The organism is Microbacterium lushaniae (assembly GCF_008727775.1).
GTDB lineage: Bacteria > Actinomycetota > Actinomycetes > Actinomycetales > Microbacteriaceae > Microbacterium > Microbacterium lushaniae.
On sequence record NZ_CP044232.1, the window covers coordinates 1,857,260 to 1,873,721 of the forward strand.

Genomic DNA, 16,462 nt, shown 5'->3' on the forward strand with positions numbered 1-16,462 from the left:
CCGTACGCGGTGAGCGAAATGCCGTGCACGGCGGGCTTCGGCCACCCCGGGGCGTGGTTGTATGAATTGAGCGAAGCACCGCGAGCACCGGAGGAGGGTACCGAGATGAACACGCTATCGACACCGACCGACAACGCTGCCGTCCTCGAGTACCGTCTCACCGCAGCCGACCGGTGTGACTCGTGCGGGGCTCAGGCATACATCGCCGCAGAGGTGAACGGCAGTGAACTGCTGTTCTGCGCGCACCACGGCCGCAAGTACGAGGAGAAGCTGCGCAACGTCGCCACCTCGTGGCACGACGAGACCGCGCGTCTCACCGAGAACGCCTGACCCTCACCTGGCAGGCGCACCCGGGTAGACCCGCTCGATCCGGGGCGAGATCCGCACGGCGATCTCCTCGCCGATCGTGGCGATCCGTTCGGCCAGCTCCGTCGCGGTGTGCAGCCCACCCGCGCCGAGCACGATGACCTCGTCGCCGACGGTCATCCCGTCCCACCCCTCGACGATCAGCCGATCCGCTCGCACGGTCACGACGCGGCGCACCCCTCCGGGCGTCCGCACGCTGAGCATCCCCCCGAACGGCGAGGGAATGCCGTCGAGGCTTCCCACCCCGACGTGCGCATGTGTGCCGTCGGTGGTGATCACCTCGGCGCGCAGCGAGGCGATCGGGACGATGCCCAGCGAATCGGCATCCGGCCCGCCGGCCGGCGCGATGCCGTAGGCGAACGCGCCGATGCGGACGAGGTCCTCGCGGAACTCCGGCCGGGTGAAACCGGCGGCGCTGGCGGCGAGATGCGCGAATCCCGGCGACAGCCCGGCGGCGGCGGCGGTCTGGCGGGCCTGCAGGAACAGTGCCCGGGCCGCGTCGTCCTCCGCATCCGATGCCTCGGCGATGTGACTCCACACGCCCTCCACTCCGAGCACGCCGGCCCGCTGCAGCTCGGCGGCCCGAGCGACGGCGTCCGGCCACTCCTCGGTTCGGATGCCGTTGCGGTGCAGCCCGGTGTCGATCTTCAGATGCACCCGCGGACGCAGGGCGTCTGCGGGACGAGGCCCGAGGGCTGCGAGATCCTCCAGGAGGAGCGCGTTGCCGACACCGACATCCAGGTCGGCGTCCACCGCGGCGGACAGATCGGCCGCCGACTCCAGCATCCACACGAAGATCCGTGCGTCGGGTCCGAGTTCCTCGCGCACCGTCCGGCCGGTGGCCGTGTCGAAGGCGCCGAACCAGCGGACCCCCTCCGCGTGGGCCCGACGCACGATCGGCAGGAGCCCGTGACCGTACGCGTCGTCCTTGACCACGAGCATGTGGTCGGCAGGGGCTATCCGTTCCCGCACGAGGCGCAGGTTCGCGGCGAAGGCATCGAGGTCGACGATCAGTCGGGCGCTCATCCGCGCACCTCCCGCACGGCGCGCAGCCCCGCCGCGGTGACCAGCTCGCCCGCCGTCCACCCCGTCGCGGCGGCCCAGCCGGCCAGCGACGGCGCCTGGTCGCGCGGGTCTCCGAAGTAGACGACCTCGTCGCCGCGGGAGACCGGGTGCTCGGTGATGTCCACGACGCACACGTCCATCGCCACCCGTCCGATGAGCGGATGCAGCGCCGCGCCGATCCGCACGGCCACCCGGTTCCCCAGCATCCGGACGATCCCCTGGGCGTAGCCGCCGGTGACGAGCGCGACACGCGTGTCGGCGGCGGCGCGATGCGCGTAGCCGTATGAGACGCCCTCGCCCGCGCGCAGGTCTTTCGTGGACAGCACGCGTCCGGTGAGCGTCAGGACCGGACGCGTCCGGGCGTCGGGCTCGGGAAGGCCGAACAGCGTCTCGGCGTCGACGGCCGCGGGGTCGATGTCGAGGTGCGCGAGCACTGCGGTCACCCATTCGGCGCCGTGGCCCCACGCGTCGGCATACAGGGCCGGCACAGGGCCGGGCCCGCGCTCGAGCGCCAGAGCGGCGTTGTGTTCGAGCGCCGCTGCGGACAGCCGCGCCACCGTGGCCGCTGCACCGGGCACGGCCCGGGAGCTTCCGAGGTACGGCGCAGTCACGCCCCCTAGACTATCCGGGTCCCCTCCCGCCCACCCCGGAGACCGCATGCCTGGAAGAGGCTTCGCCCTCGCGCCCCGAGTCCGCTACCTGATCGGCCGCGCGCGCCGCATCGACGTCGGGTCGGTGTTCGAGCGGGCCCGCGAGGCCTCGCAGCAGCACGGGAAGTGGATGCCCGCGGTGGTGGTCGACATGCTGTGGCAGGCCGGATTCCGCAACGTGGGATTCCAGGACTACATCGACTACGACTTCGCGATCCTCACCCCTGCCGAGCGTGCGACGTACATGACGCATCCGGTGTCGAACCAGATCTCGCAGAAGTACGATCACCCCGACTACCGGCATCTGTTCCAGGACAAGATCGCCTTCGACCGCGTCTTCAGCGAGCACCTGCACCGCGAGTGGATGGTGGTCGAGGACGACAACGCCGACGCCGTGCGGGCGTTCACCGAACGCCACGGCACGATCGTGACGAAGGAGCCCGTCGGCCAGGCCGGTACCGGCGTGCACCGCTACCACGCCGCCGAGGTCGAGGACTGGAGCGCGTTCCACGCCGGACTTCGGGAGCGCGGAGAGTTGCTCCTCGAACAGGTCATTCAGCAGCATCCCGATCTCGCCGCGGTGTGCCCGGGCACGGTCAACACCACGCGCGTGACGGCGTTCTTCGACGGTACGACGACGCACATCCTGGCGATGGCGCAGAAGTTCGGACGCGGCGCGGTGAGCGACCAGATGACCTTCGGCGGCTTCTACACGATGCTCGACGACGACGGGCATGCCGTCGGCGCCGGCTACGACTCGCACGGTCACGTGCACGAGCATCACCCCGACTCCGGCTTCCGCATCGCGGATTTCCAGCTGCCGATGATGGATGAGGTGCGGGCGTTCGTGGACCGTGTCGCCCGCGTCGTGCCGCAGGTGCAGTACGTCGGCTGGGACATCGTCGTGACCCCCGAGGGTCCGGTGCTCGTGGAGGGCAACTGGGGCGCCGGCGTGTACGAGAACAAGCCGAGCGTCACGGGCATCCGCACCGGCCACAAGCCGCGCTACCGCGCCGCCATCGGCTTCTGACCGCCGCCGGTATCCCCGGCACCACCGCCGGTATCCTGGGCACCTCCGCCGGCATCCCGGGCACCACCGCCGGCCCTCGCCCTTCTGACGCCTCCCGCTATCCCGAACTCCTCAATAACCCCGCCAGACCCGGCATAAACCGGCCGAACCGGCAGCGGACGCGGCGCAATTGAGGAGTTCGGGCGGGGCGGGCGCCTGGCGAGGCCCCGGCGCCGCCAAATCCCCGCGCCGCCGGATCGCCGCGGCGTGACGTGCGCGGCGTGACGCCGCCGTGCTCCCCGCCCGGCGCGCCTCCGGCCATCCCGAACTCCTCAAGAACGCGGCCAGATCGGGCGTAAACCGGCCGAACCGGCACCGGAAGCGGCGGAATTGAGGAGTTCGGGCGGGGCGGGCGACTGGCGAGGCCCCGGCGCCGCCGGACCGCCGAGGTTTGACGTGCGCGGCGTGGCACCGCCGCCTCGCCGCGGCGTGACGTGCACGGCGTGACACCGCCGTGCTCGCCACCCGTCACGGCTCCCGCTAGCCCGAACTCCTCAACGCCGCCGGGCAGAGCCTAAACCGGCCGAACCGGCAGCGGACGCGGCGCAATTGAGGAGTTCGGGCGGGGCTGGTGACGGGCGACGCCCCGGCGCCGCCAAATCCCCGCGCCGTGACGTCCGCGGCGTGACGCCCCGGTCCTCGCCGCGGCTTGACGTGCGCGGCGTGACGCCCCGGTCCTCGCCGCTCGGCACGCCTCCGGCCATCCCGAACTCCTCAAGAACGCGGCCAGATCGGGCATGAACCGGCCGAACCGGCACCGGAAGCGGCGGAATTGAGGAGTTCGGGCGGGGCGGGCGACTGGCGAGGCCCCACGCCGCCGGATCGCCGGATCTTGACGTGCGCGGCGTGGCACCGCCGTGCTCCCCGCCGGGCACGCCTCCGGCTATCCCGAACTCCTCAAGAACGCGGCCGGGTCGGGCATAAACCGGCCGAACCGGCAGCGGACGCGGCGCAATTGAGGAGCTCGGGCGAGGCCGGGCGCTGGGCGAGGAACGCACGCAAGGACGAGGCAGGCGAGCAAGTCCAGGCGATGCCGGGCGCCGGGTGGTGGCGCGCACGCGAGGACGAGGCGGGGCCGGGCGCCGGGCGGGGCCGGGCGCCGGGCGGGGCCGGCCGCGCACGAAAGGACCAGGGCCGGCGGTGGCGCGGGAGGGGTCAGGCGGGGCGGACGACGCCGAGAGGCGTCGACTCGTGGCCCTGGCCGAGGGGGTTGTCCTTTAGGATCGCGAGCAGGCGGCGCTCACCGGCCTTGTCGAGCGTCGAGCCGAGGATGTTCCCGCCCAGGTCGTTGATGTCGACGACGGCCACCTCGGCCGTGCCGCCCAACAGCGACTTCAGGTGAGCGGCGACCTGGCGCGGACGCTCGGGGCCCAGTACGACCGCCTTGTTGTACGGCGGGATCGTGCCGCTGGTGGGCCCGTCGATCGCCCGGGCCTTGTCCCCTGCGATGCGATAGAAGTCGCCCTTGCGACCGAACGCCTTCGTGACGGCCGAGACCGCGGCAGCGAAGAGGATGCGGGGCACCCCGCACTCCCGCAGCGCCATCTCCATCGTCTCGGGCATGCCCAGGCCGATGCCGTAGGGCGTGCGCACCACGAAGCGGGACAGGAACAGCGCGAGACGCCGCGGGTGGATCTGCTCGACGAGGTACGACCGGCCCTGCGTGATCGCGACGATCTTCTCCGTGACGAAGAAGATGTCGCCCGGCTGGACGACGTCCGCAGCGTACTCGCGGATGAACGGGTCGAGCTCGTCGCCCGGCATCACGACTCGCGTACGGATCGGGATGCGGGCGAACGAGGCTCCCTCGACGGTGACCGTCAACGCCTTGCCGGCGTTGGCTTCACCGGTCACTCGAGGTAATCCCGCAGCGACTGCGAACGGCTGGGGTGACGCAGCTTCGCCATCGTCTTCGACTCGATCTGACGAATCCGCTCGCGCGTGACGCCGAACGTGTCGCCGATCTGGTCGAGTGTCTTGGGCTGGCCGTCGCCGAGGCCGAAGCGCATGCGGATCACGCCCGCCTCACGCTCGGACAGGGAGTCGAGCAGCGACTCCAGCTGACGCTGCAGCATCGTGAAGCCCACGGCATCCGCGGGGACGACCGCCTCGGTGTCTTCGATGAGGTCACCGAACTCGCTGTCGCCGTCCTCGCCGAGCGGGGTGTGCAGCGAGATCGGCTCGCGGCCGTACTTCTGCACCTCGACGACCTTCTCGGGCGTCATGTCCAGCTCGCGGCTGAGCTCCTCGGGCGTGGGCTCGCGACCCAGGTCCTGCAGCATCTGCCGCTGGACGCGGGCGAGCTTGTTGATGACTTCGACCATGTGCACCGGGATGCGGATGGTGCGGGCCTGGTCGGCCATGGCGCGCGTGATGGCCTGACGGATCCACCACGTCGCGTAGGTCGAGAACTTGAAGCCCTTGGTGTAGTCGAACTTCTCCACGGCGCGGATGAGGCCGAGGTTGCCCTCCTGGATGAGGTCCAGGAACTGCATGCCGCGACCGGTGTAGCGCTTGGCCAGGGAGACCACGAGGCGCAGGTTCGCGCCCAGCAGGTGCGACTTGGCGCGCTGGCCGTCGCGGGCGACCCACTGCAGGTCGAGCCCGAGCTGGCTGGTCTTCTCCGCCGCCGACATGTGCGACAGCTTCTCTTCGGCGAACAGCCCCGCCTCGATACGCATCGCGAGCTCGACCTCTTCGGCCGCGTTCAGCAGCGGCACCTTGCCGATCTGCTTGAGGTAGTCCTTGACCGGGTCGGCGGTGGCGCCGGTGATCTGCGCCGAGTAGACGGGGACGTCGTCCTCGTCGGTGGAGGAGATGACGATCGCACCCGTGGGGAGCGGTTCGGTGAAGGCCGGCTTGGTGGTCTCCTCCTCGTCCTCCTCCTCGGAGGCATCGGGGGTGGCCTTGGCGGCGGCGGGAGCCGCCTCCTCGGCGCTGTCGTCGCCGGTCGCCTCGTCGCCGTCCTCGAGATCCGCGTCGAGTTCGACGTCGTCGATCTCCTCGTCGTCGTCGGCCTTCGTCTTGGCCTTGCCCTTCGCCTTGGCGGGGGCCGCCTTCGACTTCGCGGGCGCCTTCTTCGCTGCCGTCTTCTTCGACGACGCAGCAGCGGTCTCGTCGACCGCGTCGAGTTCGGTGTCCTCGCCGCTGTGGGAGCGGGTCTTGGTGTTCGTGCCTGCCACGTTTCGCCTTTCACCGGGGTCGTGGGTCGCACGCTCGCCGGTCGTTCTCGGACACTAGTAAGACCCTTGTCAAGTCCGCGGCGAAAGCTGGGCTTCCTCCGACGGCCGACAACGGGTCAGTTCCTTCATTGTCTCATACCTTCTCCGACCGGCATTACGCGCGGAGAATACACCAGAGACAACCCGCCGGATCCGGCGCTTATTCCTCGGTCGGGCAAGAAACCGGTCAGCCCAGGGCTGGGCCGCCGCGCTTGTCGTCGTCACCGCTGGGCCGGGTGGCGAGGAACCGCTCCAGCTCCGCGGCCAGCTCGTCGGCGCTGGGCAGGTCGCCCGTGTGGATGATGGGCGTGGCGTGCGTGGAGCCGGCCATATAGGAGTCGTATCGCTCCTCGAGGCCCTCGAGCATCCGCGTCAGCTCGTCACTGCCCGACACCTGCTCGTCGACCTTCTCCAGATACTCCCGGTTCTCCTCACGGACACCGTCGCCGTCGAAGACGAGCCCGGTCGCCACCGTGATGCTGTCCATGCCCGCCAACGCCGCGGCGGGATACTCGGTGTCGCCGAGGTAGTGCGGGATGAGCAGCACGAAGCCGGCGACCTTGGCGCCGGCTTCAGAGAACCGGTACTCCAGGAGGTGCCCCACCGTTGCCGGCACCCGCGTGTGCGGGCGCCACACCGAATGCGCCTCGACCAGATCGCCGCGGGTCCCGCTCACGGTCGAGCCGATCGGACGGGTGTGCGGTACGGGCATCGGGATGGCGTGCACCCACGTCACCGACGACACCTGCAGCCCGGCGCTGAGCTCGATGACCGCGTCGGCGAACGCGTCCCACGCGAAGTCGGGCTCGTACCCGGCGAGCAGGACGAACGGCTGACCGAGCGCATCGTGGGCGAGCGACAGCTCGAGCCGGGGCGGACGGTATCCGGTCAGGTGGTCTTCTTCGAAGGACACGACAGGACGACGCGCACGGTAATCCAGGAGCGCGTCGTTGGAGAAGACGAAGACAGGGGCCGGCTCGAGGTCGTCACGGAAGTACTCGATGAGACGCGACACGGCTGAACCGGCGTCGGTGAAACCGGTCAGCGCGATCACCAGCGGAAGCCCGGACGGCACCGGCGGGGCCGAGACGGCGCGTTCGAACAACGGCGCGGGATGGGGCATGCCTCAACTCTACGAGCGCGCGGAGCGCAAGGCACATCGCCCCATCCCGCTCACAGCGAACACGCGTACCTAGGATGGGACGCATGCCGTTCCCCTCCGTGTCGCACAGCAGCGCCCCCCTCGATGAGATCCCTGCCGACGCCATCCTCCTCGTCCTCCCGACCCTGCAGGACGACACCCGGATCCCCCAGTGGCCGGGCCTGACGGAGGCGGCCGCCGCCGTCGGCTTCACCGGTGCGGCAGGGTCGTTCCAGCGGGTGTCGCTTCCCGGGCGCACGACCCCGGTCGCGGTCGTGGGCGCAGGACCCGCCCCCACTCCGGCGGCCCTGCGTGCGGCGGCGGGTGTCGGCATCCGCCAGCTGACCGGCTTCGCGCGTGTCGCCCTGGCCGCGCCAGCGACGGCGGATGCGTCGTGGCGAGCGCTGGCCGAAGGCGCCGCTCTCGGCGGATACCGCTTCAGCGGCTACAAGTCGGAGGCGCCGCCCTCCCGCGCGACGGAGGTCATCGTGTCGACCTCGGCGGCGCCTGACCCTGCCGATGTCGACGCCGTCGCAGCCATCGCCGACGCTGTCGCCCTCGTGAAGGACCTCGTCACCACCCCGGCCGAGTGGCTCGGCCCCGCCGACCTGGCCGAGCGCGCCAGCGAGTCGGTCGCCGAGCTGCCGGTCACGGTGACGGTGTTCGACGAGGAGGCGCTCCGCGACGGCGGGTACGGCGGTATCCTCGCGGTCGGTCAAGGATCGGATCGACCGCCGCGGTTGGTGCGACTGGAATACTCCCCCGCGGGGGCCAAGCGCTCGGTGGCGCTCGTGGGCAAGGGCATCACGTTCGACACGGGCGGCCTGTCGCTCAAGCCTGCCGCGTCGATGGTGGGCATGAAGTACGACATGTGCGGCGCGGCCACCGTGCTCGCCGTCGTGCGCGCGGCGGCGGCACTGCGCCTGCCCGTACGGGTCACCGCGTGGATGTGCATCGCCGACAACATGCCCTCGGGCCGGGCCACCCGTCCCGGCGACGTCGTGCGCACTCTGGACGGGACCACCGTGGAGGTGCTGAACACCGACGCCGAGGGCCGTGTGGTGCTCGCCGACGGGCTGGCCGCCGCCAGCCGGGAGCGGCCCGACCTGCTGATCGACGTCGCGACCCTCACCGGCGCGATCACCGTCGCCCTGGGCAACCGTCACACCGGCGTCATGGGTGAGGACGAGGCCGTCGCCCGCTACCTCGGCGCCGCCGCCCGAGTCGACGAGCTCGCATGGCAGCTCCCCCTGCCCGACCACATGGTCGACGAACTCGACTCCCCCATCGCCGACCTGCAGAACGCCAAGATCGGCGACCCCGCCGGCGGATCGCTGTTCGCCGGTCTGTTCCTGCGCCACTTCGTGGGCCGCACCTCCGACGCCGACGACGCGCCGCGCATCCCCTGGGTGCACCTGGACATCGCCGGTGTCGGCATGAACAAGGGCGCCCCCTACGGATTCACCGACAAGGGCGTCACCGGCGCAACGGTGCGATCGCTCATCGAGCTTCTGGCCACCGAGGCGGCGTCGTGACCGAGCACACCGCCGATCTCGTCGTCCTCGGCGGCGGCAGCGGCGGGTACGCCGCCGCACTGCGCGCGGCCGAACTCGGCGCGAAGGTCGTCGTGATCGAGAAGGACAAGGTCGGCGGCACGTGCCTGCATCGCGGCTGCATCCCCACCAAGGCGCTGCTGCACTCCGCCGAAGTGGCCGATACCGCCCGGGCCGCCGCATCCGTCGGAGTGCGGGTGAGCCTGGAGGGCATCGACGCGCCGGCCGTCCGGGCGTACCGCGAGGGCATCGTCGCGAAGAAGCACCGTGGCTTGCAGGGGCTGCTGTCCGCCCGCGGGATCACCGTCGTCGCCGGTGAAGGCCGGCTCGAAGCGGGACCGGCCATCCGGGTGGGCGACGACCTCTACCGCGGGACGGATGTGGTCATCGCGACGGGCTCGTACAGCCGGACGCTGCCCGGCCTGGAGATCGGCGGACGCGTCCTCACCAGTGAACAGGCGCTCGAACTCGACGAGATCCCGAGCCGCGTGGCCGTGCTCGGCGGCGGCGTGATCGGCGCCGAGTTCGCCAGCATGTGGCGATCGTTCGGCGCCGAGGTGACGATCATCGAGGCACTCGACCACCTCGTGCCCGCCGAGGACGAGACCGCCAGCAAGGGTCTCGAGCGGGCCTACCGCAAGCGCGGGATCGATCTGCGGCTGAGCACGCGGTTCTCCTCGGTCGCGCAGACCGCCGATGCCGTGACCGTGGAACTGGCGGACGGCACCAGCGTGCAGGCGGACTACCTGCTGGTGGCCGTCGGCCGCGGCCCCGCCACCGCCGGTCTCGGCCTGGAAGAGGCCGGCGTCGTGCTCGACCGCGGGTTCATCCGCACCGACGAGCGCCTGCGCACGGATGTGCCGCACGTGTGGGCGGTGGGCGATGTCGTCGTGGGCCTGCAGCTCGCCCACCGCGGATTCCAGCAGGGGATGTTCGTCGCCGAGGAGATCGCCGGCCGCTCCCCCGTCCGCATCCCCGAGCACCACATCCCGCGCGTGACCTACTCGCACCCGGAGGTCGCCTCGGTCGGCTGGACGCACGCCCAGGCGGCCGAGCAGCACGGCGCCGACGCGCTGGAGGTGACCGAGTACAACCTCGCCGGCAACGCCCGCAGCGAGATCCTCGGCACCGCCGGTGTGGCGAAGGTGATCCGCCTCAAGGGGGGCCCCGTCGTGGGCGTTCACCTCGTCGGCGATCGCGTCGGCGAACTCATCACCGAGGCGCAGCTCGTCGTGGGGTGGGAGGCCCACCCCGAAGACGTCGCCCCCTACGTCCACGCCCACCCCACCCAGAGCGAAGCGCTGGGCGAAGCGTTCCTCGCATTGGCGGGTTCTCCGCTGCACTCGCTCTGAGGGTGCGCAACGCGTCACTAAGCTAGACATGAATCCGCTTCCGAAGGAGACAAGCTCATGAGCACTTCCGTCGTCCTCCCCGCGCTCGGAGAGAGCGTCACCGAGGGAACGGTCACCCGCTGGCTCAAGAAGGTCGGTGACACGATCCAGGAGGACGAGGGCCTGCTGGAGATCTCGACTGACAAGGTCGATACCGAGATCCCGTCCCCCGTGAGCGGGGTGCTCGAGGAGATCCTCGTCCAGGAGGACGAGACCGTCGAAGTCGGCGCCGTCCTGGCCAAGATCGGCGACGGGTCCGGTTCCTCCAGCGATGACGCCCCCGCCGCCGAAGCCCCCGCGCCCGCCGAGGAGGCGCCTGCCGCCGCCGAGGCCGCGCCCGCCGAGGCTCCTGCTGAGGCCGCACCGGCCGAGCAGCCCGCGCCCGCCGCATCGTCCGAAGCGGCGTCGTCGGATTCGGCGCCTGCCGAGCAGCCGGCCTCCGATGGTGGCGAGAGCCGCGAAGTCGTGCTGCCCGAACTGGGCGAAAGCGTCACGGAGGGCACCGTCACCCGCTGGCTCAAGCAGGTCGGTGACGATGTCGCCGTCGACGAACCCCTCTTGGAGATCTCCACCGACAAGGTCGACACCGAGATCCCCTCGCCGGTTGCCGGCGTGCTTCAGGAGGTCCTGGTCAAGGAGGACGAGACGGTGGCCGTCGGCGCAGCGCTCGCCCGCATCGGCAGCGGCGCCGCCCCCGCTGCGGCCGCGGAGTCCGCCCCAGAGGCGCCCTCGACCGAGAAGCCCGTCGACGCCGACCAGCCCGCCGCGCAGCCCGAGCCCGCAGCGGCCGAGCCTGCGAAGCAGAGCGAGCCGGAGAAGCCCGCCGAAGCTGCACAGCCTGCTCCGGCACAGCCCGCACCGGAGACGGGCGCATCGACCCCTGCTCCTCAGCCCCCCTCGACCTCCTCGGAGTCGCTGGCGGCATCGGCCGACGAAATCACCTACGTCACGCCGCTGGTGCGTCGTCTGGCCCAGCAGCAGGGAGTCGACCTGACGAAGGTCACCGGCACGGGCGTCGGCGGCCGCATCCGCAAGGAAGACGTGCTGAAGGCCGCCGAGGCAGCCGCGAAGGCCCCCGCCGAGCAGGCACCTGCTGCCGCGTCCGCTCCTGCGCCTGCGCCGCTTGAGGTCTCGCCGCTGCGCGGCACGACCCAGCCGATGTCGCGCCTGCGCAAGGTGCTCGCCGAGCGGGCGGTCGCGTCCATGCAGGCCACGGCCCAGCTGACGACCGTCGTCGAGGTGGATGTCACGAAGGTCGCCTCGTACCGCGACCGGGTCAAGGCCGAGTTCCAGGAGAAGACCGGCGACAAGCTGTCGTTCCTGCCCTTCTTCGTGCTGGCTGCGGCAGAGGCCCTGCAGGCCTACCCCGTGATCAACTCGACGGTGGACGGCGAGAGCATCGTCTACCCGCCGACGGAGAACATCTCGATCGCCGTCGACACCGAGCGCGGTCTGCTCACCCCGGTGGTGCGTGACGTCGCGGGGAAGAACCTCGCCCAGATCGCGCACGAGATCGCCGACCTCGCCGCTCGCACGCGCAACAACAAGCTCAAGCCCGACGAGCTGGCCGGCGGCACCTTCACGGTCACCAACACCGGGTCGCGCGGCGCACTGTTCGACACCCCGCTGGTGTTCCTCCCGCAGTCGGCGATCCTGGGCACCGGCACCGTCGTCAAGCGCCCCGGCGTGGTCAGCGTCGACGGGAAGGACGCCATCTCGGTGCGCTCCTACGTCTACCTCGCGCTGTCGTACGACCACCGCGTGGTCGACGGCGCGGATGCGGCGCGCTTCCTCTCGGCGGTCAAGAACCGCCTCGAAGCCGCACAGTTCGAGGGCAACCTCGGCATCTGATCACGGTGGCGGATCCGCGACGTCGAACGCGTCGCGGATCCGCCATCCCGCCGGGGTGACCACGACCGTGACCAGCTGGGACCGCAGATCCGGTGCGTCCACCCGCAGCACCGCGAGACCACCGAAGTCATCCAGCAGCGTCACGGTGCGCGCCGGGGCATCGATGGCTCCCGCGGGCAGGTCCTGCGCCGCATCCTCCTGAGCCGCCGCGCGGCACGCCGCATCGGAGCATCCGGCCCGCGCGTCCAGCAGACGCACCAGAGCGGCGGCAGCATCCTCGGCCGCAGCATCCACCTGCGGCTCCGCCGAGCTCTCCGAGGGCACCGGGGTCGGCTCATCGACCTCGACGCCCGAGGCCTGGTCGGGTTCTCCCCCGTCCGGCCAGCTGAGTCCCACCACGAGTACGACGGCGGCAAGGCCCGCAGCCAGGAGCACGGGCCGAACACGTCCGCCGCTGCGGCGGGCCAGCTGCGCCTTGGTGCGGTGCACCAGATCGGATGCGGCATCGCCGAGTACCGCGTCGGTGGCGAACGCCAGCGCGCTCCACCACGGACGCCGATGCGCGTCGCGGTCCACGGGGAGCGGATCGGCCGCGTGCGCCCTCGCGCGTCGGCCCGTCGGCCCGACGATGTCGGTCGCCAGCGGTTCGGGCTGCACGGCGGCGAACAGCGCGTCCTCCCACCGCTCGATGTCGCGAACGAGCGTGCGGGGCTCGACGACCGCCGCGGCCGATTGCGCGAGCACCTCGGCGAAGCCCTCGTCGGACGCGCCGTCCGCGAGCGTCGAGAGGATGTCGGCCGATGCCCGCACGGCGGAGCCGTCGCCGGGTCCGTAGACCAAGACAGGCATTCCCTCCGCCGTGACCCACCACGACGCGGTCTCACCGTCGACCTGCTCACCGTGCGCGATCTGCAGACCGCGCAGCACGCTGACGGCGACGGTCAGCGCCTCCCCGTCGGAGAGTGGGACCGACGAACCGCCTCGGCGCGACAGCAGGCGGTCGAGTCGATCGGCGAGCGCGGGAAGCAGGATGTCGTGGCCGTCGCGGCGGCGGATGATGTCCAACGGCGCGAGCACGTGCGCGTGAGGCGGCAGCCGCCACGCGGGCCAGTCTTCCAGCCGCTCCCGATCGACGAGGTAGGCCATGCCTCCGCCCGGTCCTCGCGCCAGGACGCCTTCGAAGGGCGCGTCGGGCGGACCGACCGCCCGCATGACCGAGAAGACGGTGTACGCGGACAGATCAGGCTGCGACGACACCGTGCCAGCTTCGCCGCGCCACGGCCTCTCATCCGCGGTCGCTGCAGCTTCGGGGAGAACCCGTCGGGATGGCGCCCTGTGCAGGACGGGAGATGCGCGCGCCGTAGCTACAATCAGAAGCATGGCCGCTCGCAGTTCCGCACCCGAGAAGCGCCCCGGCTTCTTCTCGCAGCTCCGTACCCTCTTCCGGTTCACGCGCGAGGCCTACCGCTGGCTTCCCTACGCGCTGATCGGTGTCCTGCTGGCCGGCATCGCCCTCGGCATCGGGGTGGGCTTCCTCATCCCGCCGGTCGCGGTGTGGAGCATCATCCTGTGGGGCGTCACGGGCCTCATGGCCGGTGCGCTGGGCGCCATGATCACCATGACCCGCCTGTCGACCAAGGCGATGTACCGCAAGATCGACGGAATGCCCGGTGCAGCCGGGCACGTCCTGTCGACGGGGCTCGGGCGCAAGTGGAGCGCCTCGGAGATGCCCGTCGGGGTGAACCCCCGAACCCAGGAGGCGGTCTACCGCGCCGTGGGACGAGGCGGTGTCGTCATCATCGGCGAAGGCGCACGCGGGCGCCTCACGCGCCTGGTGAACGATGAGCGTTCGAAGGTGCAGCGCGTCGCCTCCGGCGTGCCCGTGCACGTCTTCTACGTCGGGCACGGACCCGACGAGGTGCCCATCAAAGACCTGGCCTCCACGATCAAGGCGCTGCCGAAGAAGATCGACCGCGCCACGATGGCCGCGGTGATCAAGCGCATCGACTCGATCTCGCAATCGGTCACGTCGCTGCCGATCCCCAAGGGTGTCGACCCGACCAAGGTCCGCGCCCCGCGCCCCCGCTGACCCGCATCGGGCCGCAGCACGCCGCGGCCGGACGCGCTCAGGCGCGAACGAGCACGGTGCCGGCGGCCTTGTCATGCATGCCGCGGTTGTCTGCGTCCCAGATGACAGCGGGGATGACCAGCGCCAGCAGCACCGACCGCACGACCGGACGCCACAGTCCCGGCCACCCGCTCGGAACCCGCTGCACCCGCATCCCGAACAGGCGGTGCCCGGGGCTTCCGCCGATGGTCGGGATGAAGAGGATCTGCACGATGACGAAGATCGTCGAGGTCGCGAGCGCGTCATACGAGAAGAACGCGATCGAGATGACCACCGCGCACGTCCAGTCGACGATGATCGCGAGCACCCGTCGGCCCAGCGGAGCGAGACTGCCGCTGCCATGGGCGGGCAGCCCCAGACGCTCGCCTGGGTAGGAGTCGGCGGGCAGTTCGTCGGGCATGGCTCCAGCCTAATCAGCCGCGCGTAACATGCCCGAAACATAGGAGACACTGCTGGGCAATGCCCTCTGGGTAGGTTAAAGGGGCCAGCCATGGCAGGCCGGCGCGTCCCGATGCCCTACCTCTGGAGTCTTCACATGTTCAAAGATTCATCCGAGGTGCTGAAGTTCATCCAGGACGAGGACGTCAAGTTCCTCGACATCCGTTTCACGGATCTCCCGGGCGTGCAGCAGCACTTCAACATCCCCGCATCCACCGTCGACGAAGACTTCTTCACGGTCGGACAGCTGTTCGACGGCTCGTCGATCCGCGGGTTCGCGAACATCCACGAGTCGGACATGCAGCTGATCCCGGATGTCACGACCGCCTACCTCGACCCGTTCCGCGAGGCGAAGACGCTCATCATGGTCTTCGACATCTACAACCCGCGCAACGGCGAGATCTACTCGAAGGACCCGCGTCAGGTCGCCAAGAAGGCGGAGAAGTACCTCGCCTCCACCGGCATCGCCGACACCGCCTACTTCGCCCCCGAGGCCGAGTTCTACATCTTCGACGACGTCCGCTACGAGGTGAAGCAGAACTCCAGCTTCTACTCCGTGGACTCCGAGGAGGGCGCCTGGAACACCGGCCGCGCCGAGGAGGGCGGCAACCTCGCGAACAAGACGCCCTACAAGGGCGGCTACTTCCCCGTCTCCCCCGTCGACAAGCAGGCCGACCTGCGTGACGACATCAGCCTCAAGCTCATCGAGGCGGGTCTCATCCTCGAGCGCGCCCACCACGAGGTGGGCACGGGCGGTCAGGCCGAGATCAACTACCGCTTCGACACGATGGTGCACGCGGCCGACGACATCCTGAAGTTCAAGTACATCGTGAAGAACACGGCGCTGGAGTGGGGCAAGGTCGCGACCTTCATGCCCAAGCCGCTGTTCGGCGACAACGGCTCGGGCATGCACACCCACCAGTCGCTGTGGAACGACGGCAAGCCGCTGTTCTACGACGAGACCGGCTACGCGGGCCTCTCCGACGTCGCGCGCTGGTACATCGGCGGCATCCTGGCGCACGCCCCGGCGATCCTGGCCTTCACCAACCCGACGCTGAACAGCTACCACCGTCTGGTGAAGGGCTTCGAGGCGCCGGTGAACCTGGTGTACTCGGCGGGCAACCGTTCGGCCGCCATCCGCATCCCGATCACGGGGTCGAACCCGAAGGCCAAGCGCATCGAGTTCCGTGCGCCGGATGCCTCGGGCAACCCGTATCTCGCGTTCGCGGCGCAGCTGATGGCCGGCATCGACGGCATCAACAACCGCATCGAGCCGCACGAGCCGGTCGACAAGGACCTGTACGAGCTGCCCGCCGAAGAGGCCAAGAACATCCCGCAGGTTCCGAACTCGCTGCTGGACTCCCTCGAAGCGCTGCGCGCCGACCACGAGTTCCTGCTCGCCGGCGGCGTCTTCACCGAAGAGCTCATCGAGACCTGGATCGAGTACAAGATCGAGAACGAGATCCAGCCGATCGCCCAGCGCCCGCACCCGTTCGAGTACGAGCTGTACTTCGGGGTGTAACTCCTCGCAGGGTCACAGGCCCTCCGAGTCCCGCGTGCGAACAGGGGCTCGGAGGGCCTTCCTCGTT

Annotated in this window: 14 protein-coding genes; 7 read left to right on the forward strand and 7 right to left on the reverse strand. The window is 70.4% G+C overall.

Annotated elements, in window-relative coordinates; genetic code table 11:
* Positions 1-105: 105 nt before the first annotated feature.
* A complete protein-coding gene (locus F6J85_RS08775; protein WP_150921013.1) occupies positions 106-330 on the forward strand; it encodes a DUF7455 domain-containing protein in 225 nt (74 codons plus the stop codon).
* Between the two features lie 3 nt (positions 331-333).
* On the opposite strand, the gene F6J85_RS08780 is transcribed toward F6J85_RS08775, so the two are convergent.
* Positions 334-1,392, reverse strand: a complete 1,059-nt coding sequence (locus F6J85_RS08780; protein WP_150924663.1) for an alanine racemase — start codon at positions 1,390-1,392, stop codon at positions 334-336.
* A complete protein-coding gene (locus F6J85_RS08785; RefSeq protein WP_238706902.1) occupies positions 1,389-2,042 on the reverse strand; it encodes an alanine racemase C-terminal domain-containing protein in 654 nt (217 codons plus the stop codon). The genes F6J85_RS08780 and F6J85_RS08785 overlap by 4 nt, the downstream gene beginning before the upstream one ends.
* Before the next feature lie 46 nt (positions 2,043-2,088).
* Between F6J85_RS08785 and F6J85_RS08790 the strand changes: the two genes are divergently transcribed.
* A complete protein-coding gene (locus tag F6J85_RS08790) occupies positions 2,089-3,111 on the forward strand; it encodes a sugar-transfer associated ATP-grasp domain-containing protein (protein WP_150921010.1) in 1,023 nt (340 codons plus the stop codon).
* Positions 3,112-4,305: 1,194 nt separating this feature from the next.
* On the opposite strand, the gene F6J85_RS08795 is transcribed toward F6J85_RS08790, so the two are convergent.
* From F6J85_RS08795 to F6J85_RS08805, 3 genes are all read right to left on the reverse strand, one after another.
* Complete coding sequence (locus F6J85_RS08795) at positions 4,306-5,004, reverse strand: coenzyme F420-0:L-glutamate ligase (RefSeq protein WP_150924665.1); 699 nt, start codon at positions 5,002-5,004, stop codon at positions 4,306-4,308.
* Positions 5,001-6,332, reverse strand: coding sequence for an RNA polymerase sigma factor (locus tag F6J85_RS08800; RefSeq protein ID WP_150924666.1), 1,332 nt, complete (start codon positions 6,330-6,332; stop codon positions 5,001-5,003). The genes F6J85_RS08795 and F6J85_RS08800 overlap by 4 nt, the downstream gene beginning before the upstream one ends.
* Before the next feature lie 226 nt (positions 6,333-6,558).
* Entirely contained in the window at positions 6,559-7,494 is a 936-nt protein-coding gene (locus tag F6J85_RS08805) for a proteasome assembly chaperone family protein (RefSeq protein WP_150924667.1), read from the reverse strand.
* Between the two features lie 83 nt (positions 7,495-7,577).
* Here F6J85_RS08805 and F6J85_RS08810 point away from each other — a divergent pair, with 83 nt between their 5' ends.
* The 3 genes from F6J85_RS08810 to sucB are packed head-to-tail and all read left to right on the forward strand — an operon-like array spanning position 7,578 to position 12,307.
* Positions 7,578-9,047, forward strand: a complete 1,470-nt coding sequence (locus tag F6J85_RS08810; protein WP_150924668.1) for a leucyl aminopeptidase — start codon at positions 7,578-7,580, stop codon at positions 9,045-9,047.
* Entirely contained in the window at positions 9,044-10,417 is a 1,374-nt protein-coding gene (gene lpdA / locus F6J85_RS08815; protein WP_150924669.1) for a dihydrolipoyl dehydrogenase, read from the forward strand. Before F6J85_RS08810 ends, lpdA begins: the two co-directional genes overlap by 4 nt.
* A 57-nt stretch (positions 10,418-10,474) precedes the next feature.
* Positions 10,475-12,307: a 2-oxoglutarate dehydrogenase, E2 component, dihydrolipoamide succinyltransferase gene (gene sucB, locus F6J85_RS08820; protein WP_150924670.1), complete on the forward strand. Its 1,833-nt coding sequence runs from the start codon at positions 10,475-10,477 to the stop codon at positions 12,305-12,307.
* On the opposite strand, the gene F6J85_RS08825 is transcribed toward sucB, so the two are convergent.
* Positions 12,308-13,564, reverse strand: coding sequence for a hypothetical protein (locus tag F6J85_RS08825; protein WP_150924671.1), 1,257 nt, complete (start codon positions 13,562-13,564; stop codon positions 12,308-12,310).
* A 121-nt stretch (positions 13,565-13,685) separates the two neighbouring features.
* On the opposite strand from F6J85_RS08825, the gene F6J85_RS08830 reads away from it, so the two are divergent.
* Positions 13,686-14,396, forward strand: a complete 711-nt coding sequence (locus tag F6J85_RS08830; RefSeq protein ID WP_150924672.1) for a DUF4191 domain-containing protein — start codon at positions 13,686-13,688, stop codon at positions 14,394-14,396.
* Between the two features lie 37 nt (positions 14,397-14,433).
* On the opposite strand, the gene F6J85_RS08835 is transcribed toward F6J85_RS08830, so the two are convergent.
* A complete protein-coding gene (locus F6J85_RS08835; protein WP_150924673.1) occupies positions 14,434-14,835 on the reverse strand; it encodes an RDD family protein in 402 nt (133 codons plus the stop codon).
* Positions 14,836-14,970: 135 nt separating this feature from the next.
* On the opposite strand from F6J85_RS08835, the gene glnA reads away from it, so the two are divergent.
* Entirely contained in the window at positions 14,971-16,395 is a 1,425-nt protein-coding gene (gene glnA / locus F6J85_RS08840) for a type I glutamate--ammonia ligase (RefSeq protein WP_150920386.1), read from the forward strand.
* The last annotated feature ends 67 nt before the right edge of the window (positions 16,396-16,462 follow it).